This is a genomic window from Desulforamulus profundi (assembly GCF_002607855.1).
The window spans coordinates 1-21183 of sequence record NZ_AWQQ01000080.1; the positions used below are offsets into that span (position 1 = coordinate 1).

Sequence of the window (21183 nt, forward strand, 5' to 3'; positions counted from 1 at the left end):
TCCGGGAGTCAGACTGCGAGTGCTAAGATCCGTAGTCAAAAGGGAAACAGCCCAGACCAACAGCTAAGGTCCCAAAGACAGGCTAAGTGGAAAAGGATGTGGGGTTGCACAGACAACCAGGATGTTGCTTAGAAGCAGCCACCATTTAAAGAGTGCGTAATAGCTCACTGGTCAAGTGGCCCTGCGCCGAAAATGAAACGGGGCTAAGCCTGGCACCGAAGCTTTGGATTGACGTAAGTCAGTGGTAGGGGAGCGTTCCTGTTGCGTAGAAGCAGTACCGAAAGGAGCTGTGGAGTGGCAGGAAGTGAGAATGCCGGTATGAGTAAGCGAAAAGGCAGGTGAGAATCCTGCCCGCCGAAAACCTAAGGATTTCTGGGGAAGGTTCGTCCGCCCAGAGTAAGCCGGGACCTAAGCCGAGGCCGYAAGGCGTAGGYGATGGACAATCGGTTGARAATCCGATGCCACCAACGACCGTTTGAGGATGGAGTGACGCAGGAGGGTACGTTTAGCCAGCGGCTGGAAAAGCTGGTCCAAGCCCGTAGGGTGTGTGGTAGGCAAATCCGCCACACAAAAAGCCTGAGAGGTGAAGGGGAGCGAAAACAAGTAGCGAAGAAACGGATCCCAAACTGCCAAGAAAAACTTCTAACGAGGTTAGTTGGTGCCCGTACCGCAAACCGACACAGGTAGGTGGGGTGAAAATCCYAAGGCGCGCGAGAGAACCCTCGTTAAGGAACTCGGCAAAATGACCCCGTAACTTCGGGAGAAGGGGTGCCTCGGTATTGTGAAAGATGAACATCTGGAGCAAGAAGAGGCCGCAGAGAAAAGGCCCAAGCGACTGTTTACCAAAAACACAGGTCCCTGCTAAAGCGAAAGCTGACGTATAGGGCTGACGCCTGCCCGGTGCTGGAAGGTTAAGGGGAAGAGTTAGCGCAAGCGAAGCTTTAAACCGAAGCCCCAGTAAACGGCGGCCGTAACTATAACGGTCCTAAGGTAGCGAAATTCCTTGTCAGGTAAGTTCTGACCCGCACGAAAGGCGTAACGATTTGGCACTGTCTCAACGAGGGGCTCGGTGAAATTGTAATGACGGTGAAGATGCCGTCTACCTGCGACAGGACAGAAAGACCCCGTGGAGCTTTACTGTAGCTTGACATTGGGTTTTGGTATTTGATGTACAGGATAGGTGGGAGACTGAGAAGTYCATACGCCAGTATGGATGGAGTCGCCGTTGGGATACCACCCTTTAGATATTGAAATTCTAACTTTAGACCATGAAGCTGGTCTGAGGACAGTGTCAGGTGGGCAGTTTGACTGGGGCGGTCGCCTCCCAAAAAGTAACGGAGGCGCCCAAAGGTTCCCTCAGCGCGGGCGGAAATCGCGCGTAAGAGTGTAAAGGCAGAAGGGAGCTTGACAGCGAGACCAACAAGTCGAGCTGGTACGAAAGTAGGGCTTAGTGATCCGGCGGTTCCGAGTGGAAGGGCCGTCGCTCAACGGATAAAAGCTACCCCGGGATAACAGGCTTATCTCCCCAAGAGTCCACATCGACGGGGAGGTTTGGCACCTCGATGTCGGCTCATCGCATCCTGGGGCTGAAGTAGGTCCCAAGGGTTGGGCTGTTCGCCCATTAAAGCGGTACGTGAGCTGGGTTCAGAACGTCGTGAGACAGTTCGGTCCCTATCCGTCGCAGGYGCAGGAAACTTGAGAAGAGCTGTCCCTAGTACGAGAGGACCGGGATGGACGGACCGCTGGTGTACCAGCTATCGTGCCAACGGTAGTGCTGGGTAACTAAGTCCGGCAGGGATAAGTGCTGAAAGCATCTAAGCACGAAGCCCCCTTCAAGATGAGGTTTCCCACTACGCAAGTAGGTAAGATCCCATGMAGACTACATGTAGATAGGCCGGGGGTGTAAGCGCAGYAATGTGTTCAGCCGACCGGTACTAATAGATCGAGGTCTTGACCTAATTTGAGATGTGAGAAGTGAGAGGTAGGAAGTGAGAGCTAAACACCATCATTTCTCCTTAAGATACGACCTTACTTAAGAGCTGTTCAGTTTTSARGGAATSACAAACKCTTTGMTAAAGGGRRRAGCCYAAAAAGCTGAAGGCGATKGCTGAAGGCTGACGGCCTGACCCYAAAGAATTACCCAATAGCATAAGATTTTCTGGTGGCGATACCGGAGGGGGTACACCTGTTCCCATCCCGAACACAGCAGTTAAGCCTCCAGGGCCGATGGTACTCGGGGCGCAAGCCCCCGGGAGAGTAGGTCGCCGCCAGAGTAATTTTAAACACCTTATCTAATGAATAAGGTGTTTTTTATTCGTTATACCACCAATTAAGTACATTAGTTAACATTAGTTAATTTAAGTTCTACAACAAATCAGTTAGTCTTATAACAAATATGACGCCTAAATATATTGCTTCAGAACGGCATAAGGCTGCCCTGAGAGAAAAGGGCAGCCTTTGTCTGTAACAACCCTATGATTGTTTTTTCTCAATTTGCTCAATGGCCTTTTTTAAATTCGCAAGGTAACTTTCTAGATGTAATGCTTGATTCTTGAGACTGGTCAAATCATCTTTATTAGTATCGGTTGGAATAAAAGCGGTGTCTGTAACTTTTAAGCCACCCGCTTCCGCTACTGGTGGTACATTATTTGACCAACACAAATGACGGCGCCTTCTCATACCACTCTGGTAATTTGCCACACTGGCTACATTACCTTCACCTACATAACCAATACAATAACCGCGTCCACGTCCTGTCATTGGCCCTTTTCCAGCCGGACCCGTTCCTCTAAACCCTGGCATTTAGAACCCCCCTTTTTCATTATAATTGACATATGTTCATAACTATTGTATACCGAATCCTTTAGTTAGTCAATATCTTTGAGAGTATTTACTATCAACAACGTCCTTCCTCAAGGATGTCTTTGAAGATATTCTTGAGAGGGTATGCTTGTTCTTGATAAAAAGCTCTTCCTGCCTGAACAGGTGGCAGCCGATTCCGGGTATTTTCTATTAGAAGAGCAGTGGTTTCCCAGCAGTTTTAAAAGCTAGAATAATTTTCAGGTTTTGATAAGAATTCTGTAAGAATTTCCTGTTATAGTAAATTCTAATAGATCCATCATAATACCTGGAAATCAAAAAACAAAGATTTGATAAGTTTAATCAACCGGGGAATGCTAATACTGGATTTTTGGACCAAGAAAAATGTGAGGTGAGAAAAATGTTTGAGATCAAGGACAAAATTTACTGGGTGGGTTACAAAGACTGGGAATTAAAGAGATTCCACGGAGATGAATATTCAACCCACCGGGGCTCTTCATATAACTCTTATCTGATTAAGGATGAGAAGCTGGCACTGGTTGACACTGTCTGGACCCCCTATCATGAGGGTTTTGTAGAAGACCTGGACCGGTTATTCGGCCTGGATAAAATTGATTTAATTGTTATCAACCACTGTGAAGTGGACCATGCAGGAAGTCTTTCCTATTTACTGGAGAAGATCCCCGATACCCCCATTTACTGTACCAAAAAGGGATCCGAAATGATGAAAAAACATTTTCACAAAGACTGGAACTTTCAGGTGGTAAAAACCGGGGACAGTGTAAATTTGGGTCAATACAAACTGGTCTTTGTGGAGGCCCCCATGCTGCACTGGCCGGATACCATGATGACCTATGTGCAGGGCGCCAACCTGTTGCTCTCCAATGACCCCTTCGGCCAGCACTATGTTTCGCCCCGCTATTTTAACGATCAGGTAGACCAGGGCGAATTATATTATGAAGCGTTAAAGTATTATGCCAATATCATTACACCCTTTAATAAACTGGTGCTGGCCAAGATTAAAGAAGTGAAGTCTCTAAACTTACCCATCGACATGATTGCCCCCAGCCACGGCATTATCTGGCGGGATAACCCCTTGCAGATCATCGAGAAGTATGAACAATGGGCCAGCAACTATCACGAAGGTTCGGTCACCATTTTATACGACACCATGTGGGGGGCCACCAAGAAAATGGCCCTGGCCATGGCCAGAGGGCTGGAGAATAAAGGGGTCCCGGCGAAGGTCATCAACACTGCCAAGTATGACAAGAACGATATTATAACGGAAGTCTTCAGGTCAAAGGGAATTATCGCCGGCAGTTCCACCATTAACAACGGAGTTCTTTCCTCCATGGCCGCTGTTTTAGAAATAATTAAAGGACTTAAGTTTAAACAAAAGGTGGCAGCCTCCTTTGGCTCCTATGGCTGGAGCGGCGAGTCACCCAAAATCATTGAAGAATGGCTCAGGGAATCCGGTTTTGAAATTATTCAGGAAAGCAAGAAGATTAACTGGGATCCGACGGCTGATGAATTAAGGGAGTGTGTTGCCTATGGCGAAGCATTTGGAGAAAAAATTAAAGCCTTGGTCATACCCGAACAGGCGGTGAAAGCATGACCGGCAAGTGCCTTAATCTTTCAACCGTCGTAGAATTAGCAGCAGCCAACAGCGAAAAGGGTGTCCAGTACTATAGAAAGATGAAGGAAATGGCCGAGGATACCGTGGCCGGGGAGATTTTTCATCGCCTCGCAGAAGAAGAAGATGAGGAAAGGCGTGCCCTTCATAAGGTGGCGAAAGCGGAGGCGGAAAAGGCACAAATCAACATGGATGAGCAGACCTACTGCTACTTGTGTGCCCTGGGGGACGAATTGAATTTTCCCCATGATGAAACCCGGTTGTTTAAGGCGGTAAGTCCCAGGGAAGCCTTTGAAATCGGCATTGAAGCAAAAAAGGACGGTATTTTGCTGTACCATGAGTTCATGAAACGGTGTGTCTCCGATGAAGCCAAAAATATTCTGAGTCATTTAATTGAGAGCGAGCAAAGGCACCTGCTGGAACTCCGGGACTACATGTATGAAATATGCCCTACGGGGTGTAAATACTATCATAAAAATGGAAATAATGGTGAGGGTAACAAATAAGTACCCAGCCAGAACTTGTTTCCAAATATAAGGGAGGAGAGATTCTATGTCCAAGTATGAATGTGTATGCGGCTATATCTATGACCCCGCCAAGGGAGAAGGGGACATTCCCCCCGGAACCGCCTTTGAGGACCTGCCGGAGGATTGGGTTTGTCCGGAGTGTGGTTTAGGCAAAGATGCCTTTACCAAGATGGAATAGGTAAAAAAGAGGCTTTAGCCACAGGGGCTAAAGCCTCTTTTTATAACGAAGGTGAGGGTAACTACTTGTCATATTTGTTTTATTCGCCCAGCATTTTAGCCAGGTCGGCTTTGGCATCTCCGCTGATCAGCTGCAGGTTGAAGGTTTTTTGCAGTACCTCAACCACACCGGGGGTGAGGAATTCCGGAGCCTTGGGACCAACGTACATATTCTTGACGCCCAGGCTGAAGAGACCCAGCAGAATGGCAACCGCCTTTTGTTCAAACCAGGACAGTACGATGCTCAGGGGCAGCTCATTAACGCCGCAGTTAAAGGCTTCGGCCAGCGCCAGGGCGATTTTCACCGCAGAACCGGAGTTGTTGCACTGACCCAGGTCAATGAAACGGGGGATATCGGTGCCTTCAATGGTACCGAAGTCGATGTCATTAAATCTGAACTTACCGCAGGAAGTGGTAAGAATGATGCAGTCCTTTGGAACGGCCAGGGCCAGTTCGCGGTAGTAGTCTCTGCCTTTGGTGGGAGAGTCACAACCGGCAATCACAAAGAAGCGTCTGATTTTACCGGCCTTCACGGCTTCAATAATCTGGGGAGCCAGAGGCAGCACGTTCAGGTGGTGGAAACCGGTGGTAAAGGTGTTCACCTCTTCGGAAGAACCGTTCAGCTTGTTAACGATTTTCTTCCACAGACCGTCGGCAGGAGCGCCGGGTAGAGACAGGGCCTTCTCAATAAGTGGAGTGAAGTCCATACCCTCGATTTTCTTAACACCTTCCAGACCGGTTACACCGAAGGAGAACATCCGGTCAGCGTAGGTGGCATCCTTCCGGATGGGCATGACACAGTTGGTGGTGGCCAGGATGGCGCCGGGGAAGGCTTCAAAGACTTGCCTTTGGTCGAACCAGGCTTTGCCGACGTTGCCCTTCAGGTGCTTGTATTTGTTTAATTCAGGATAACCGTGGGCAGGCAGCATTTCGGAGTGGGTGTAGACATTGATGCCTTTGCCTTCGGTTTGCTTTAACAATTCTTTTAAAGCCAGCAGGTTGTGGCCGGTCACCAGGATGCACTTGCCTTCTACTTTATCGGAGGTTACGGAAACAGGGGTGGGAACACCCAGGTTGTCCAGGTGAGCTTTATCCAGCAGGTCCATGATTTTAACGGTGGCAGTCCCCACTTTGAGGGCCATATTGATGGTTTCTTCCAGGTTAAAGTTTACGTTGGTCAGGGTAGAGTAAAGGGCTTCCTGGGTAATGGCATCCACTTCAGGGTCGGAGTAACCCAGTTCTCTGGCGTGAGTGGCGTAAGCAGCCACACCCTTGAGACCGAAGATAATGGTATCCTGCAAGCTGGCAATGTTTTCGTCCTTACCGCAAACACCGATTTTGGTGCAGCCGCCTTTGGGGGTTTGTTCACACTGGTAGCAAAACATGTTTTCAATTCCTCCTTTTATGAATTCCCGGCTGATTTTGCCGTTTTTTGTTTTCTGATGGTATCATACCGGAAGAAAAGGAGGCAGGATGTGACTGTTGTCATGAGGGGCCTGTGATATTAGTCACAGTAGCGATTCTTCCGCCTTTTTCGGCCTGGGAGGACGGGGGCCGGGGTACTGGTAGTAGTTGCACTCCACCCGGCCGTTGTACAGCTTGCGTTTTTTCTCTGCTTTTTTACCGAAGTGTTTTTCAAATTCCTCAAAGGAGGAAATGACATAACAAGACCAGGCGTCCAGGGCTGCGAAGGTATCTCCCAGCTCTCTGTACAACTTTTTCACTTCCTGCAGCTCACCCAGGCGCCGGCCATAGGGCGGGTTGGTGATAATAAAGCCATACTTCTGTTTGCTGCGGACCTTGGCCACGGGGACCCGCTGGAAGTGAATGGAATCCTCCACACTGGCCTGTTTGGCGTGGTAGCGGGCCAGGCTCAGGACCTGATCATCAATGTCCGTGCCATATATTCTAAGTTTGATATCCCGGTTTTCCTGCTCCAGCGCCTCTTTTCTGGCTTTGACCCATAAATCCCTGGGAATGGCGGGCCAGGCCTCAGCGGCAAAATTTCTCCCAATGCCCGGGGCGATGTTGTACCCGATCAAAGCGGCTTCAATAGGAATGGTGCCGGAACCGCAAAAGGGGTCCAATAACGGGCGGTCCGGATACCAGCGGGCGATGGAAAGCAGCCCGGCAGCCAGAGTTTCCTTGAGGGGCGCCTGGCTGGCCAACTTGCGATAGCCTCTTTTGTGCAGCCCGACCCCGCTGGTATCAATGGTCAAGGTAGCGACGTCCTTCAGCAAAGCCACCTCGATGGTGTAACGGGGACCGCTCTCTTCAAACCATTCCTTTTTATAGGCCTGCTTCATTTTCTCCACAATGGCCTTTTTGACAATGGACTGGCAGTCGGGTACGCTGTGTAGTTTGGATTTAATGGACTTTCCTTCCACCGGAAAGCTGGCGTCTGCCGGCAGCCAGTCCGGCCAGGGCAGGGCTTTGGTCTGCTGAAACAACTCTTCAAAGCTGGTGGCTTTAAACTCACCCATTTTCACCAGCACCCGGTCCGCCGAGCGAAGCCAGAGGTTTGTTTTGCAGATGGCCATTTCGTCGCCGAAGAAAGTGACTTTAGCGTTGTCGACGGTGACATCGTACCCCAGTTTCTTTACTTCATAGGCCAACACCGATTCCAAACCGAAGGTGGCAGTAGCGATAAGCTCAATGTGATTTCCCATAGCGACTCCTTACACGATATTTCCACTAATGGATATTACCACGTTTAATTATATAATATCAAGCATGCAAAAAGGAGGTGGCGGGACCACCTCCGTCCTTTATTTGGTTTCGCCTGACATCCTGGCCAGGTCTGCCCTGGGGTCGCCGCTGATCAGGTTTAAGCCGAAGTTCTTTTGCAGCACTTCTACCACCGTGGGATGTAGGAACTCGGGGAACTTCGGCCTGATGGTAATATTTTGCACGCCCAGGCTGAGCAGGCCCAGTAAAATGGCCACATTCGAAGGCCTCCGCCAGGGCCTGGGCGATATGGACAGAAGAGACGGAGTTGTTGCACTGGCCCAGGTCGATGTAGCGGGGGATATCCGTACCTTCAATGGTTCCGTATTCAATATCATTAAAGCTGAATTTGCCGCAGGAGGCTGTAATAATGACACAGTCCTTGGCTTCGGTTTCTCTTTGCCCGTCAGTCTATCGAAAAAACTTACCAATCTTTATCACCTCAATTCTTTTTTTATTATTCTCTATAGTATTTGAAGTATACTTAAGAAAAACAGCGGGAAAGGGATGTTAATTCCTTTAAAAAAAAATAATTTTTGTATTGAAACTGGTCTGAGGTTCAAGCATAATAAAATTAACCCAACTGGTTGTCTAACTGGGTATCAAAAAATTAAAAGGAGGAACTGAACTTATGTACGTAGTAGCTATCGACAGAGATAAGTGCGACGGCTGTGGCGCCTGTGCGGATGCTTGCCCTGCTGGTATCCTTGGTATGCTCGATGACGGTAAAGCTGATGTTACCGGCGAACCCGAAGAGTGCATGGGCTGTGAAACCTGTGTAGCCGTTTGTCCCAACGAATGCTACACTGTCACCGAAATGTAATTATACTTATTTAAAATAAAAACCGCCGTTAGGGCGGTTTTTATTTTAAAATAACCCCGGCAGAAACGGGTGAAAATCTTTTTATCTCGCATGGTGGCATCCCGTTGGAGTTATTGTCGGAATAAAATGCTACAACTGCTAATATTTTACTGGTATAATTTAACAAGACAAAACATAAAAAGGGGTGCCTGTAGTGGGAAAAAAGGTCACATTTTCCGAAGGAGCTGAACTGTTAGGGGTGCCAATCAGTACAATCAGTAAGTGGTTTAGCCAGGGCCTGTTTAAAAATGTGGAATTGGACAGAAGAGGACCCGGCGGCCCCACCTATTTGCTTAAAGTAGAAGAATTATTAGCCATTAAGAACGCCCTGGAAGCCGAACGCAGGGGAAAGGAAATGGCCCAACATGAAATAGCGGTTGCCAAGGAAAAGAAGAACATGGAATCTGTTGAGGAAAACCATAGCAAGAGAAGGCTCAGCCTGGTTAAATCAACCGCTCAAAATCAAGCAAAGGAGACCACCGGCAGCGATCCCGGTAAGGAAATTGTGTTGAGGATTCAGGAAGATACGGCAGCGGGACTGGTGAATACACTGATTAATACCTTAAATAATTTTGAACAAAAGTTTCTCCGGCATATGGAAGAGCAAGCAGACAGAAACGCACTTAAATATAATGCCATGGCCATTGAGCACCTGGAGACATTAAAAGATATGTCCTCCAAAATGGAGAAGGTGGTGGACGCGCTGCTCTCCATGCCTAAAGTAAATGAGGATACCGCAAGGGTTGTCAATGAAATTAAGGAAATGCTGCCGGATATCAGCCATATTGCTGAATCAAACAAAGGCACCAATGAAAAATTAGAAGCTGTGGGTAAGAAATTGGAAAGATTGAGCGAAGAGATCAAGGACACCAAGTGGGCCGTGGTTAAAATGGCCCGGGACAACAGTAAGATCAGTAAAAGAGGGAAAAACGACAAGAAAAAACTAGGCTTTGGTTTCGTAAGCGGGATTGGTAAAATTTTTGGTCTGGGAAAATAAAAGAGATCGAATTTTAGGTCTGTACTTTGTACAGGCCTTTTTAATTATAATGGAGAGTTAAGAGAAATGAAAAATATATAACTAAATAGAATAATTAAAATAACCTATAGCATGATAAAATGTTACCGGGAGGGTTGGAACTGGGGTTCCCCGCGGGCTGCAAACCCGTTGGCCGGTTGGCAGAACCAGCCGGAGTCGGGTTCAATTCCCACACCCTCCCTCCAGAAAAGTAAGACTGGGCAGTTCCCAGTTTAACATGAAGCATAATTGCCTTCACGGCGGGGTTATGCTTTTGTTTTTCCGGCAGTCATGTCACTGCAATTTCCTGCCCAAGGAAATGCCTTATCCAGGCTCCACCTAACAATGTACAAGAAACAACAGGTGTTGGAAAATGGACAAATAAGTTTATGCCGGCTGCCTGCCACTCCCTCTCTTTCGGGCGGGGGAACATCTCGTAGATATTTTGAATAATCCCCTCTTTATCATTTCTACGTGCTGGGAAACCGGCAACATTGTCCTGCAGGGGCCAGGCAATGAACTTGCTGCCAACAATGATGTGAAAAGGGCATGCCTCGGTAAGGCTTAACAGGATAAAAAGCGACCGGGAACCTTTACTGAGGTACCCGGTCGCTTTTCATTATTTATTTAATCAATTGATCAATGTATTTGGGGAGTACAAAGGCAGCCCGGTGAATCTCCGGGGTATAGTAGCGGGTATCGGCAGTCAATACCCTGCCCGCATTTATGTGATCAAATTTGTATTCCTTTGAACCGATGGTAAAAGTCCAGAAACCGGCCATGTAGGCAGGCTCAGAGGTCAGGTAAGGTTTGCTGTGGGGGAAAACCTGCCGGATGTTTTCAACGGCCTGTTTGAAGTGAGGGCTGAAGGTAGGCGAACCGGTTTGGGAAACCATAATGCCGTCATCTTTTAGTGCCTGAAAAACATCCTGGTAAAAACCTCGGCTGAATAATTCCAGTGACGGGCCGCCGGGATCGGTGCAGTCCACGATGATGACATCATACCTGGAGGAATATCGTTTCACATATTTTAACCCGTCCTCGATAAGGATGTTCACTTTATGGGAACCCAGGGCAAAGCTGATTTCCGGCAGCCATTCTTTGCTGATTTCGATAACCCTTTCATCTATTTCAACCAATTCGACGGCTTCCACCGCGGGGTGTTTTAACACTTCGCGTACCGTCCCGCCATCTCCGCCGCCGATGATTATCACCCGCTTGGGCCGGGGGTGCATCATTAACGGCACGTGGGCGATCATTTCATGGTAGATAAATTCAAAGCGGGTGGTGGTCTGCACCATATTGTTCAGCAGCAGCGCCCGTCCCAGATCCGGGGATTCAATGACGGCAATTTCCTGGAAAGGGGACTTTTCGGTATAGAGGATTTTATCCACACGCCAGGACACCCTGTACCCCTCTGTATGGTTTTCGGTGAACCAAATGTCTAACACACATATCCCTCCCTTAATGCATTTCTGTTCATTCGTCACCTCACCAAAGGAAATAGTAGTAAATACTTGGTAATTATTATAACATGTATATTTAATTTTCCAAAGCACATGCCCTGTTGCTCTATATTTCAAAGGCACAAAAAACGGGTTCCCTTGTTAGGAACCCAGAACAGAGGAGGGTGGTTGTCTTACTTTACTCTAAAACACAGACCTCACAACAGTGTTACAAGGACCTTACAAATCAATTAAATAGTGCCGGATCACCAAAAGCATGCATGATCTTTTCTACGGGTGAGAAAATAAAAATAAGCCAAAAGAAAAGGAGGGTTTCCATGTGGCTAAAACAAGAGGCACCATCAACCGGCCCGAGGCAGAAAAGATTGCCCGCCAAATAACCCGGGAGACCAGGGAAGAACGGTTCTTCGGTTATGAACCGGAAGATGACTATGCACAGGGGATCCCGGGATGGCTTAGTTTTTTTAAAACAGAGGAGCGAACCTCCTTTGTTATTATTTTGTAAGCCGATGGTAAGGCCATTTTTATAAATGAACACCCGTTCCATGGTACAATGAACTCATCCCGAAATCGTTAGCAGGGGTGAAAAGGATGTCTTTACGAAAAGAAATGAACCTTTTACTGAGTGAGAACCGGTATGAAGAGCTGGTTGAGCGGGCATTGCAAAACCCTGCAATCATAAAATACTTGTTCCGGCCTCTGTACCATCCCTACGGTGCCCAGAGGTGGCAGGCCATTGAGGCCCTCGGCCGGGTTACCGAAGCCATGGCCCAACGGGACCCTGAGGCAGTGAGAGAGATCATCCGCCGGCTTCTCTGGTCCATGAACGACGAATCCGGCAGCGCCAGCTGGAGCGCCCCGGAGGCCATTGGTGAGATTATCTACCGCAATCCCGATTTATTTAAAGACTATGTTGCCATCGTGATCAATGCCTCCGAAGAAGAGATTTTCCACCGGGGTATTGCCTGGGCCCTGGGCAGGATTGGCCGGCAACGGCCCGACCTGGTGCAGGAATTTCTGCCTTTGCTGGTGGAATTCCTTCGTCATCCCAGGGCAGAGGTGCGGGGTTACGCTGCCCGGGCCCTGGGGCAGATCGGCCCACCGGCCGGGGAAGCCCTGTCAAAGCTTGAGGAACTGGTGGAGGACCGCACGGTGGTGGAAGTGTATGAGGGAAACAAAATTGTATCCTATCAGGTTAATGAACTTGCCAAGGAAGCAATTGCAAAAATAAACGGAAAACCTCGATAAAACGGATAAGCCGCAGCCCGGACTATAAAAGAGAAAGGGTTTTTGTCTGCGGGCAGGGTTTGCTGAACCTGTAAAGAAAGTGAGGTTCCCAGTCTCCTGCAGTTGGTAGGAGGCTGCATCATCCTTACCGGGCTGTATATATTATTACCTCCCAGCGGAAGCCGGAAGCGCAATCGTTGGGTCATTCTATACAGGAGGCGGGGAGATCCTAACATGAACCTTCAGCTTATCCATACCACCTGGGGCTGTTCGGCTGCAGCCTGGGAAAACGGGCTGCTGGCAGGGGTTACTTTACCCCATGACAATGAGAAAGAAGCTATTGATACCCTGGCAGGTTATCTTAAGACCAGTCCGGCAAGCCTGTCCCAGAAGCGTTCGGGTATAGTCGATGACCTGCAGCAGCGCCTGGCAGAAAAACTAACTGGCTATTTTGCCGGAAAGCAGGGTGCCTTTGACCTCCCTCTCCGTTGGCCCGGGCTGACTCCCTTTCAACAAAGGGTATTAAAGGTGGTCAAAGAGATTCCTTACGGCCAGACCCTCAGTTACGGCGAGATCGCCCGGCAAATCGGCTGCCCCAGGGGGGCCAGGGCGGTGGGAGGCGCCGTGGGTGCCAACCCCTGGCTGCTGGTGGTGCCCTGTCACCGAGTGCTGGCCGGCAACCGGCAGATAGGGGGATTCGGCTGCGGCTTGGACTGGAAGGTAAAACTCTTGCAGTTGGAAAAAATCCATTATAAAACCAGCCACCTTGACTAAAGGGTGACTGGTTTTAGATACCAATAAATACATAATCCTACAATTAAAATGGTAATAAATGGTATATAATATGCATAAAATCATACCCAGAACATAAAATAAGGGGTGATTTTGTGCTTAAAAAAGTCCTGTTACTGCTGACAATGATGCTGATGGCGGTTCCTTTGCTGCCGGTCCATGCAGGCACTGCCCTGGGACTGGACGGCAGGTTATTGGACGCCGGAGGCTCAGTTACCATTGAAGGCAAAGTTATGGTGCCCGTCAGACCGGTGTTTGAAGAGATGGGATATACCCTGTCCGTCGATATGGAGGAAGGAGCTGTTCTGGCCCAAAAAAAGGGGAGCAAAATTGAAATTCACCTGTGGGAGCCCAAACTGCTGGTAAACGGCAAGGAAGCAGTTCTAACAGCGGCTCCTCAGTTGATTATGGGTAAGACCCTGTTGTCCGAACAGGATGTTTGCAACCTGCTGGATTTACAAAGTATCCGGGAAACAGGTCCGGAGCAAGTATCCTTTTTTAGCAAGCCTGAGATGACCAGGGAGGGTGTTATTCGTCACCTGCTGGCCGCCGACAGGCAACTGATGCGGGCGGAGTATTACAACAACCAGGGATTTCTGGCCCGGCATCAGATTGCACCCTCTCCTAAAATCGTTACTAAAGATGATTTAGTAAAACTGCTGGGACGGCACTGGTCCGCCGATTCCATTGCAAGCCTCTGGCAGGCCGGTTCCAGGGACGGCCGTTATGCAGGGTTTTTCAGTGAGGGTTCCATGCCGTTGCTCTATAGCAAAGAAATGGCTGTGACCGGGTTAACGGAAACAGAAGCAAAGGTAGAAGTAAAATTACCCCAGTGGGACGATGAAAGCCTGACCCATTTTGAGGAACGAATCTATACCTTATCCAGGGACAAGGAAGGGAAACTTTTAATAACCCGTGTTGAATGTAAATAGTTCTTATAAGTCGTAAAGGCCCTCGCGGGCCTTTACTTTTTTATTGTTTCTTGGAACCGCTTTTTTGTTGTTCGCAAACGGAGAATGCTTTGCCTACCTGACGTCCCATGGGAGCTCCCATAAAGGTCGCCAAAGCAACGCCAAAGGCAATGGCTGTGGGGAAAACCCACCAGGCATGATGCTGCTTTTCAGAAGCAAAGATCATGTCGATCCCTCCCAAGGTTATTTTGCCTTGGGAAAGAAGGTTTCATCCACGGACATTTTGGCTGTATTTCTAGTCATCCCACTTACTGCGCATGGACCATCTGGATAAAACAACGATGCCAATCACCAGTAGAATGAGCAATAGTTTCCCCATTTTAATCACCCCATTACCTCTTCTTTAAGCAATGCTAAAATCCTTGTGAAAAATACAAATAATCTTTTCTCCTGTATTTTATAAAGGAAATATTTCTTATAAAAACTTTATTTATTTTTAACCAAGCTATGATATAATCATCTGCGGAAGGGGGATAACCATGCGTAAAATCAAGCGGAACTTTGATCGCAAGACCATGGAACAGGCAAGGCAGGAGAGCTTTATGGAGGCCTACCAGGGCTTTAAAAAATTTTACTTGCCCTCAGCGGCGGCTTGTTATTGATAACAGGAATTATTTTTTACACCCAGATGTAAATAAAGCCCGGCTGTCCGGGCTTTTTCTAATGGAAAAAAGATGCCGCCCCGGAGGCAGAGGCGGCTGCCAGAGGAGGAGGCATGTTATTACTTGTTAATAGTAAATGATGTGCCGGTACAACGGGATTTAGAACAAAAAAATTGGTATAAAAAATAACAGAACCAATGCCAAGGCATTGGTTCTGCATAAGTGGCGGAGCTGACGGGAGTCGAACCCGCGATCTCCTGCGTGACAGGCAGGCATGTTAGGCCACTACACCACAGCTCCAAAAAAATGGTGGGCGATGACGGGATCGAACCGCCGACATCCTGCTTGTAAGGCAGGCGCTCTCCCAGCTGAGCTAATCGCCCTTACGCAACTGACAAGTTTTATAATAACAAAAGAATACCCTTTAGTCAACAATGTTTTAAAATTTTATTGTTTTTTCTCAACTCGATAAAAAATTTCACCACAACGGCAGCCATAGGTGACCCTATCTTCAAACCCTTCCCTAATGCTCAGAATCCTTACCGGGCTGTCAATCCGGTAGATATCAGAGCCGCATGCCGAGCAACGCCGGCCCTCTGCCCGGCGTTTACCCTGAATAAAGGACAAACCCGGTTCAACTGTCCTGTGTACCGAAAAAGTATCAAAGTTATAAGTAGAAATACCATATTTATCAAGGACGCTGCGGATGTCTAACAACATCTTATCTCGGTATAGACTGTTTTGATTACTGAGAAAACATGTTATTGAATGTTTGATAATCTTTATATCCTCTTGTGAAGGAAAATACCTGATTTGCGCCGGCACCTGAACTCCTCCTGAACATTGTCCGTATACCGGGAAGTATGGTCAAGAAGAAGATGAAGTAAACAAACGAGGCAGGGTTTTTCAATTGACACGCATTTTAATTTTTGTTAACATGTTTTTTGTCACGGGCGATTAGCTCAGCTGGGAGAGCGCCTGCCTTACAAGCAGGATGTCGGCGGTTCGATCCCGTCATCGCCCACCATAGCAAGCTGCTATAGCTCAGTAGGTAGAGCGTATCCTTGGTAAGGATAAGGTCACCGGTTCAATCCCGGTTAGCAGCTCCATTTAAAAGGGTTTTGCCATCTGGCAAAACCTTTTCGTATTCCTACCGGTGATGGATGACCTCATTGGCCCTGTGAATGTCTTCCTTTTTAACTAAAATGTTATAAGTGATGAACCTGCTCTGGCTACCGAAAGGATCATGACCGCCCCTTCCGAAGGAGCTGCGGTTGGGATTGATGATCTCGGTCTTCACCGGAATATTATGGTTCATAAGCTTGCCTTTCGCCGAGGCATATTTTTGTGGATCCTGGGTGGAATATAAACTAAAATTTACTTTGGACATTAACCCGGACTGAGTAACAATAACGGATAATTCCTAATTATAAAGTACAGATTAAAACACCTCGCAGGCTTGCAATATGGAATAGGTTTTGGTACTATAACAAATGACATTTTCCTGTTAGCATTTAGCAAGCCGACGTAGCTCAGCCGGTAGAGCAGCTGATTCGTAATCAGCAGGTCGAGGGTTCAAGTCCCTTCGTCGGCTCCAGTAAAATCAAGGCTTCGCAGGTTTGGCCTGTGAAGCCTTGACAATCTCCTGACAATCCTTGGGGTTCGGCTGGAGCAGGGGCAATTACTTTAATTTGTTTATCTTCCATTGCAGCCCGTACTTGTCCGGTACCGTAGGCAGTATCACCCATAATAGTTTCCGGTTGCTGTTCTTTAGGTTGTGCATCTATTAACTTGGTCGCAGCTTCGGAATCATGCTGGTTACCAGGGGTTACTTCTACGGCAGTAATAAATTCACTTTCTTCTTCCATKACCGTATGTGTTTTGTATCCGTCAAAAAGACGGGAACTGGATTTGCGCCCATGGCGCATCTCCGGATCACTGGTTGAGATTATTCGGTCTTTAGCAACTCCTTGTTTAATAATAACTGTACCATCATCCTGCCGTTGGATATCCTGCTCAACGATCTTAGAAAGAATTTCTTTTAATTGTTGTTCCTTTGGGCTAAGTTTCTGACTTCCAATGGCAGAAAGCAGCTTTTCTGCATCACTTATCAGGTCATTTAATAATTGGTTGCGTTCTTCTGGGTTGTTCCAGTCAATCTTAGGCTTGCTGTCATCTTGATAGTTAAGCTTCAATGGCTCTTTTACAATTTCAACGATATTGATATGTTTTTGGAGTTCTTGAATGAGTTTGTAAATAGATTTCTAATTAAGGTATAAGTATCTTGAACTGCACCTGCGCCCAGGGTGCAGGTTGAATCAATTATCTGTCTAACCGAATTTTGAGGGATTAGTTTTCTTTCGGTCAGGCTTTCTCCAGTATTTTTTGAAAAACTTCCTGCTCTTTTTTATTTCTGAAGAAGACGGTCACGAAAGTTAGACAGCGTGCTATGGTCAAAGCCGGACTCTCCTATAGGTAAATGAAGTGCAACTTTCCAACGCAGATCGTATAAAGCTCGCTCTTCTGCCTGCCGRTCTGACACATTTTCATAAAACTGGAGTAATAAAACTTTGGTTAGCATGGCCGGAGAGGTAGCAGGACGCCCTTATGGGAGTATGCAGAAGAAAAAAGTTCGTCAGAAAATATGTCATCAGCTTCAGCAAGGGCATAATAGATGCTGTTTTCAGAAACAAGGGGTCTGTTACTCCATTGCTCTAATACATCAATGTCGGTTATGAGGACGTAATTAGTTTTTTTTACGAAAATGTAAAATCAATAAGTTTATCATAAATCGGGGCCAATGAACCTTTATTGAATGTCTTCCTGTTTTAAGGCAATAAAATGCCCGAGGCCATCAATATGGCCGGATAATTAGTTATTTATCTAAATTGTATAAGAGTGTTTTAAGAAGCAATCGTGACTTGGTACCCCTTTGATTTAAGATATTTAATTAACTTTTCTTCTTTTTGCTTTTCCTTATCTGCTAGGTAATCAGAGCCTAGTTCTTTGTAGGGTACTTTGGTACGTAATACATGAAAGGCAATTCTTAGGATTAGATGAGCCAATGCCAGGAGTGCCTTTTTCTTTCCCATTCTCTTAACCAAACGCCAATAATACGAAGATAAACGAGTGTTTTTGGTTTTTGATGCACCCCATGCACATTCACATAATATGGCCTTTAATGATTTGTTTCCCGGGGTTGCTCTACTTCGTTTTTTTTTACCAGCACTCTCATTGTTTCCGGGGCTAACCCCGGCCCAAGAGGAAAGATGGTTATCTGTTGGGAAAACGGACATGTCTGCACCTATCTCCGCAAGTATTATCGGTGCAGCCGTATCATTTACTCCGGGAAGTGAACTCAACAACTCAATCTCTTGACGGTATGGGCTTAGACAATGATTTATTTCGTTTTCAACATCAGAAATAGCTTTTTCTAAATACATCAAATGATTCCACGAAAAACGAATCATATCCCTATGGTGACGCCGAAGGCGGCCATTTAATGCATCTACTAACTGGGGTACTTTTTTCTTAACATGAGTTTTAACCATTTTCTTTAACTCATCCACAGTTATTTTTTCACCATTGAGTAAAGATTCTATAATATTGCGCCCAGAAACTCCAAATATGTCTGAAATATAGGTTGTGATTTTTATGTTGGCATCCTGGAGGATTTTGTGAATACGATTCTTCTCTTGCGTAGCATCTTGAATAAGTTTCTTTCTATACCTAGTAAGATCTCTAAGATCACGTATTTCCACTGGTGGAACAAAGCTTCCTTCAACTAAACTACATCTAAGGAGTTGGGCTATCCATTCAGCATCTTTGACGTCGGTCTTTCGACCAGGGGTATTCTTAATGCGATGGGCATTTGCAAGAATCAAATTAAAAGAGCAACCTTCAAGAATATTCCAAACAGGTTTCCAGTAGACTCCGGTACTCTCCATAGCAACATGAGTACATTGATGTTGTTCTAACCAGTCCGCTAAGGCTAGCAATTCAACCGTAGTTGTGGAAAATGTCTTTACTTCTTTCTTTGGCTTTTGATCCAATGGACCAAATAAAACACAAGCAACAATAGTCTCTTGATGAACATCAAGGCCAGCACAGCGTTCCAAAACAGCATCCATATTAAGCCACCCCCTGTATTAAGAAGGCAGGGGACCCAACAACCTTAGAAAATGAATTTTTTTACACGTGCTCCAGGCACAATACTTTGTACTCGAAGGTTGCTGGAACCAGTTTGTGTACCGGGGTAAAATCCACCACAAAATTATCGGTTAACGGACAACCTGCCTTTGTAAAAGTATCTCAGCAACGGAGAGTTTTGAAAAGAGCAGATTTACCCATTTTCATACTACTTTGCGAACCGCAGGTTCATGAAGGTTTGTGTAATTGGTTATAACTACCAATAAGGAGTTGAATCAATTATGCAAAACGTAAAGAACAGATTGGCTGCAGAATTAGCTAAGGAATGCAAAAGCATGGATGATGTCCATAACATGCTAAAGGATCTTTTTAAGGACACCATTCAAAAAATTCTCGAGGCGGAAATGGATACTCACCTGGGCTATGAAAAACATGACCATGCCGGGGATCTTTCTGGCAACAGTAGAAACGGATACAGTAAAAAGACTGTTCAAACCCAAATGGGCAGAACAGAAATTAAGATTCCCCGTGATCGTAATGGCGAGTTTGAGCCACAGATCATCAAGAAATACGAAACTACAGCCAATGAACTTGAAGAACAAATTATTGCCATGTACGCTAAGGGCATGTCCACCAGGGACATAGAAGACCATATGCGGGATATTTACGGCATTGAAGTCTCTGCAGCTATGGTCAGCAAGGTAACTGATAAAATCCTACCTATGATTGCAGAATGGCAAGCCAGACCGTTGGATCGGGTTTACCCCGTAGTCTTCCTTGATGCTATTCACTTCAAGGTGCGTAAGGATAACCGCATTGTCAATAAAGCAGCCTATAGTGTACTGGCCATTAACATGAACGGCCAAAAAGAGATACTAGGCATCTGGATTGGCGAGCATGAAAGCGCCAGTTTTTGGCTCGGTGTCTGCAATGACCTTAAAAACAGGGGTGTTGAAGACATCTTAATTGCCTGCAAAGACGGTCTCTCCGGTTTCAGTGAAGCCATTAACGCTGTTTTCCCCAGGACAAGGATACAATTATGTGTTATTCACCAAATTCGTAACTCTATGAAATATGTATCCTACAAAGAGCAGAAGGCAGTAATGACTGACCTTAAGAAGGTTTACCAGGCTTTGACCCTTGAAGAGGCTGAATTTGCCTTTGAGGAATTTAAAGAGAAGTGGGGCAAGAAACACCCTATCATAATCAAGTCTTGGGAAAACAACTGGCTGGAACTAACGGCATATTTTGAATATCCTTATGAGATCAGGAAGATGATCTACACGACCAACATTATCGAAGGTTACCATCGGCAGTTAAGGAAAGTAACCAAAACAAAAACTGCTTACCCAACTGACGATGCTTTAAGAAAGATTATTTATTTGGCAACAGAATCAATCTCAAAGAAGTGGACTATGCCAATCCGGGAATGGAGGAATTGTATCTCCCAACTTGCAATATACTTTGGGGATAGAGTTCAGCCAGGGATTGCCTAAAAACAATGGGTTAGGTAACGGGTTTATCGCTTTAGTTCTCCCGGAGATAGTTATAAAAGGAAGAAAGCTGGGAATAATATCCTCAGCTATCTCCGGCAGAACCCTGCGGGCGCTCGGGTTGCTCCCCAGCATTGCCCTATCCTCCCGACAGGTAAGAGCCACTATAAGCCTACCCAATATCTGACGGAATAATCCAATTACACAAAATTTTGTACACTCCCTCGGTTATAGATAATTGACGTCCTTTTTGCTTTAACATATTAAATTAGCACTCCCTATCTAATGATAGGTATTTATTCCTACAAATATCTCCATTTTCCTTCCTGTTATGCTAAARATATCTAWTTTTGGTTATTATTGTTTGRAGTTTTTCAACAGTCTCCTAGGTGTTAAAAATTATTTATCGAAATTTGTACATTTCTACTTGACGGTCACACGGCCCGCCTCCACCACCATATCCACAGTTTTTTTAAATATAACTTCTCACTAGCGTTGCATAAATAAATTTCCAAAATGTCAATATCTAAAATTCTAGAAAAAAACCAATAAATCATTGTTTTTCCAGCAATATCCTGTAAAAATGATTAAAATCTCCTTATAATTGAGGTATAACAGGTAGTCCTGTCCATAATCTCAAAAATAAGGAGACATCGCATGGACAAGGATACCAATAAATCCAC

General features: G+C 46.2%; 20 protein-coding genes, 6 tRNA genes, 2 rRNA genes and 2 pseudogenes. 17 read left to right on the forward strand and 13 right to left on the reverse strand.

Annotated features, from left to right (window positions below; translation table 11 throughout):
• Positions 1-1958 (forward strand): 23S ribosomal RNA (locus tag P378_RS12420); the annotation flags it as partial.
• A gap of 199 nt (positions 1959-2157) precedes the next feature.
• Positions 2158-2273: ribosomal RNA gene (gene rrf, locus P378_RS12425) — 5S ribosomal RNA — on the forward strand.
• A 199-nt stretch (positions 2274-2472) separates the two neighbouring features.
• Here rrf and P378_RS12430 read toward each other — a convergent pair.
• Complete coding sequence (locus tag P378_RS12430; protein WP_099083471.1) at positions 2473-2802, reverse strand: DUF5320 domain-containing protein; 330 nt, start codon at positions 2800-2802, stop codon at positions 2473-2475.
• Between the two features lie 418 nt (positions 2803-3220).
• Between P378_RS12430 and P378_RS12435 the strand changes: the two genes are divergently transcribed.
• The 3 genes from P378_RS12435 to P378_RS12445 are packed head-to-tail and all read left to right on the forward strand — an operon-like array spanning position 3221 to position 5158.
• Positions 3221-4435, forward strand: coding sequence for an anaerobic nitric oxide reductase flavorubredoxin (locus P378_RS12435; RefSeq protein WP_099083472.1), 1215 nt, complete (start codon positions 3221-3223; stop codon positions 4433-4435).
• A complete protein-coding gene (locus P378_RS12440) occupies positions 4432-4959 on the forward strand; it encodes a ferritin family protein (protein ID WP_099083473.1) in 528 nt (175 codons plus the stop codon). The genes P378_RS12435 and P378_RS12440 overlap by 4 nt, the downstream gene beginning before the upstream one ends.
• 46 nt (positions 4960-5005) lie before the next feature.
• Complete coding sequence (locus P378_RS12445) at positions 5006-5158, forward strand: rubredoxin (protein ID WP_099083474.1); 153 nt, start codon at positions 5006-5008, stop codon at positions 5156-5158.
• A gap of 79 nt (positions 5159-5237) precedes the next feature.
• Here the strand turns inward: P378_RS12445 and hcp are convergent, their stop codons facing one another.
• The 3 genes and pseudogenes from hcp to P378_RS12460 form a co-directional block, all read right to left on the reverse strand.
• Entirely contained in the window at positions 5238-6581 is a 1344-nt protein-coding gene (gene hcp / locus P378_RS12450) for a hydroxylamine reductase (protein ID WP_099083475.1), read from the reverse strand.
• A 123-nt stretch (positions 6582-6704) separates the two neighbouring features.
• Positions 6705-7865, reverse strand: a complete 1161-nt coding sequence (locus P378_RS12455) for a THUMP domain-containing class I SAM-dependent RNA methyltransferase (protein WP_099083476.1) — start codon at positions 7863-7865, stop codon at positions 6705-6707.
• 99 nt (positions 7866-7964) lie between these two features.
• A pseudogene (locus P378_RS12460) lies at positions 7965-8307 on the reverse strand (hydroxylamine reductase); the annotation flags it as partial.
• 247 nt (positions 8308-8554) lie between these two features.
• Here P378_RS12460 and P378_RS12465 point away from each other — a divergent pair.
• From P378_RS12465 to P378_RS19695, 3 genes are all read left to right on the forward strand, one after another.
• The gene (locus tag P378_RS12465; RefSeq protein WP_099083477.1) at positions 8555-8746 is read left to right on the forward strand and encodes a 4Fe-4S dicluster domain-containing protein; all 192 of its coding nucleotides are present in this window, start codon (positions 8555-8557) and stop codon (positions 8744-8746) included.
• Positions 8747-8939: 193 nt separating this feature from the next.
• A complete protein-coding gene (locus P378_RS12470) occupies positions 8940-9782 on the forward strand; it encodes a hypothetical protein (RefSeq protein WP_099083478.1) in 843 nt (280 codons plus the stop codon).
• Between the two features lie 127 nt (positions 9783-9909).
• Positions 9910-10006: transfer RNA gene (locus P378_RS19695), tRNA-OTHER, on the forward strand.
• 417 nt (positions 10007-10423) lie between these two features.
• Here the strand turns inward: P378_RS19695 and speE are convergent.
• Positions 10424-11251: a polyamine aminopropyltransferase gene (speE, locus tag P378_RS12475; protein ID WP_099083479.1), complete on the reverse strand. Its 828-nt coding sequence runs from the start codon at positions 11249-11251 to the stop codon at positions 10424-10426.
• Positions 11252-11585: 334 nt separating this feature from the next.
• On the opposite strand from speE, the gene P378_RS12480 reads away from it, so the two are divergent.
• The 4 genes from P378_RS12480 to P378_RS12495 all read left to right on the forward strand — a co-directional run bounded on the left by P378_RS12480 (position 11586) and on the right by P378_RS12495 (position 14217).
• On the forward strand, positions 11586-11771 hold the full coding sequence (locus P378_RS12480) for a hypothetical protein (RefSeq protein WP_099083480.1): 186 nt from the start codon (positions 11586-11588) through the stop codon (positions 11769-11771).
• A gap of 86 nt (positions 11772-11857) precedes the next feature.
• On the forward strand, positions 11858-12514 hold the full coding sequence (locus P378_RS12485) for a DVU0298 family protein (protein WP_099083481.1): 657 nt from the start codon (positions 11858-11860) through the stop codon (positions 12512-12514).
• Positions 12515-12727: 213 nt separating this feature from the next.
• On the forward strand, positions 12728-13267 hold the full coding sequence (locus P378_RS12490) for a methylated-DNA--[protein]-cysteine S-methyltransferase (protein WP_099083482.1): 540 nt from the start codon (positions 12728-12730) through the stop codon (positions 13265-13267).
• Between the two features lie 113 nt (positions 13268-13380).
• The gene (locus tag P378_RS12495; protein ID WP_099083483.1) at positions 13381-14217 is read left to right on the forward strand and encodes a copper amine oxidase N-terminal domain-containing protein; all 837 of its coding nucleotides are present in this window, start codon (positions 13381-13383) and stop codon (positions 14215-14217) included.
• A gap of 40 nt (positions 14218-14257) precedes the next feature.
• On the opposite strand, the gene P378_RS19700 is transcribed toward P378_RS12495, so the two are convergent.
• Positions 14258-14422 carry a hypothetical protein gene (locus P378_RS19700; RefSeq protein WP_180261092.1) on the reverse strand — a complete coding sequence of 55 codons (165 nt, stop codon included), beginning with the start codon at positions 14420-14422 and terminating at the stop codon, positions 14258-14260.
• Positions 14423-14735: 313 nt separating this feature from the next.
• Between P378_RS19700 and P378_RS23060 the strand changes: the two genes are divergently transcribed.
• Complete coding sequence (locus tag P378_RS23060; protein ID WP_274378720.1) at positions 14736-14858, forward strand: hypothetical protein; 123 nt, start codon at positions 14736-14738, stop codon at positions 14856-14858.
• Between the two features lie 223 nt (positions 14859-15081).
• On the opposite strand, the gene P378_RS12500 is transcribed toward P378_RS23060, so the two are convergent.
• The 3 genes from P378_RS12500 to P378_RS12510 form a co-directional block, all read right to left on the reverse strand.
• A tRNA-Asp gene (locus P378_RS12500) sits at positions 15082-15158 on the reverse strand.
• A 7-nt stretch (positions 15159-15165) separates the two neighbouring features.
• A tRNA-Val gene (locus tag P378_RS12505) sits at positions 15166-15241 on the reverse strand.
• A 64-nt stretch (positions 15242-15305) separates the two neighbouring features.
• Complete coding sequence (locus P378_RS12510; protein WP_099083484.1) at positions 15306-15683, reverse strand: hypothetical protein; 378 nt, start codon at positions 15681-15683, stop codon at positions 15306-15308.
• A gap of 126 nt (positions 15684-15809) precedes the next feature.
• Here P378_RS12510 and P378_RS12515 point away from each other — a divergent pair.
• Together P378_RS12515 and P378_RS12520 are read left to right on the forward strand one after the other, a co-directional pair.
• A tRNA-Val gene (locus P378_RS12515) sits at positions 15810-15885 on the forward strand.
• Between the two features lie 6 nt (positions 15886-15891).
• Positions 15892-15967: transfer RNA gene (locus tag P378_RS12520), tRNA-Thr, on the forward strand.
• Between the two features lie 41 nt (positions 15968-16008).
• Here P378_RS12520 and P378_RS19705 read toward each other — a convergent pair.
• On the reverse strand, positions 16009-16176 hold the full coding sequence (locus tag P378_RS19705) for a hypothetical protein (protein ID WP_180261093.1): 168 nt from the start codon (positions 16174-16176) through the stop codon (positions 16009-16011).
• 203 nt (positions 16177-16379) lie between these two features.
• Between P378_RS19705 and P378_RS12530 the strand changes: the two genes are divergently transcribed.
• A tRNA-Thr gene (locus P378_RS12530) sits at positions 16380-16455 on the forward strand.
• Here P378_RS12530 and P378_RS24210 read toward each other — a convergent pair.
• The 3 genes and pseudogenes from P378_RS24210 to P378_RS12545 form a co-directional block, all read right to left on the reverse strand.
• A complete protein-coding gene (locus P378_RS24210) occupies positions 16418-16786 on the reverse strand; it encodes a transposase (RefSeq protein ID WP_099083489.1) in 369 nt (122 codons plus the stop codon). The two genes, P378_RS12530 and P378_RS24210, sit on opposite strands and share 38 nt — an antisense overlap.
• Positions 16787-17265: 479 nt before the next feature.
• A pseudogene (locus P378_RS24215) lies at positions 17266-17451 on the reverse strand (transposase); the annotation flags it as partial.
• Between the two features lie 310 nt (positions 17452-17761).
• Positions 17762-18988 (reverse strand): IS110 family RNA-guided transposase, encoded by a 1227-nt coding sequence (locus P378_RS12545; protein WP_099083487.1) that lies wholly within the window; start codon positions 18986-18988, stop codon positions 17762-17764.
• Between the two features lie 300 nt (positions 18989-19288).
• Between P378_RS12545 and P378_RS12550 the strand changes: the two genes are divergently transcribed.
• On the forward strand, positions 19289-20503 hold the full coding sequence (locus P378_RS12550) for an IS256 family transposase (protein WP_099083488.1): 1215 nt from the start codon (positions 19289-19291) through the stop codon (positions 20501-20503).
• Positions 20504-21183 lie beyond the last annotated feature (680 nt).

What these genes read in the sequence shown, in the direction of transcription:
- P378_RS12490 (WP_099083482.1), top strand. Translation starts at nt 12,728, where the DNA reads ATGAACCTTCAGCTTATCCATACCACCTGGGGCTGTTCGGCTGCAGCC.
- P378_RS12465 (WP_099083477.1), top strand. Translation starts at nt 8,555, where the DNA reads ATGTACGTAGTAGCTATCGACAGAGATAAGTGCGACGGCTGTGGCGCC.
- P378_RS12550 (WP_099083488.1), top strand. Translation starts at nt 19,289, where the DNA reads ATGCAAAACGTAAAGAACAGATTGGCTGCAGAATTAGCTAAGGAATGC.
- hcp (WP_099083475.1), bottom strand. Translation starts at nt 6,581, where the DNA reads ATGTTTTGCTACCAGTGTGAACAAACCCCCAAAGGCGGCTGCACCAAA.
- P378_RS12440 (WP_099083473.1), top strand. Translation starts at nt 4,432, where the DNA reads ATGACCGGCAAGTGCCTTAATCTTTCAACCGTCGTAGAATTAGCAGCA.
- P378_RS12545 (WP_099083487.1), bottom strand. Translation starts at nt 18,988, where the DNA reads ATGGATGCTGTTTTGGAACGCTGTGCTGGCCTTGATGTTCATCAAGAG.
- P378_RS12455 (WP_099083476.1), bottom strand. Translation starts at nt 7,865, where the DNA reads ATGGGAAATCACATTGAGCTTATCGCTACTGCCACCTTCGGTTTGGAA.
- P378_RS12485 (WP_099083481.1), top strand. Translation starts at nt 11,858, where the DNA reads ATGTCTTTACGAAAAGAAATGAACCTTTTACTGAGTGAGAACCGGTAT.
- P378_RS12445 (WP_099083474.1), top strand. Translation starts at nt 5,006, where the DNA reads ATGTCCAAGTATGAATGTGTATGCGGCTATATCTATGACCCCGCCAAG.
- P378_RS12435 (WP_099083472.1), top strand. Translation starts at nt 3,221, where the DNA reads ATGTTTGAGATCAAGGACAAAATTTACTGGGTGGGTTACAAAGACTGG.
- P378_RS19700 (WP_180261092.1), bottom strand. Translation starts at nt 14,422, where the DNA reads ATGATCTTTGCTTCTGAAAAGCAGCATCATGCCTGGTGGGTTTTCCCC.
- P378_RS12430 (WP_099083471.1), bottom strand. Translation starts at nt 2,802, where the DNA reads ATGCCAGGGTTTAGAGGAACGGGTCCGGCTGGAAAAGGGCCAATGACA.
- P378_RS23060 (WP_274378720.1), top strand. Translation starts at nt 14,736, where the DNA reads ATGCGTAAAATCAAGCGGAACTTTGATCGCAAGACCATGGAACAGGCA.
- P378_RS19705 (WP_180261093.1), bottom strand. Translation starts at nt 16,176, where the DNA reads ATGAACCATAATATTCCGGTGAAGACCGAGATCATCAATCCCAACCGC.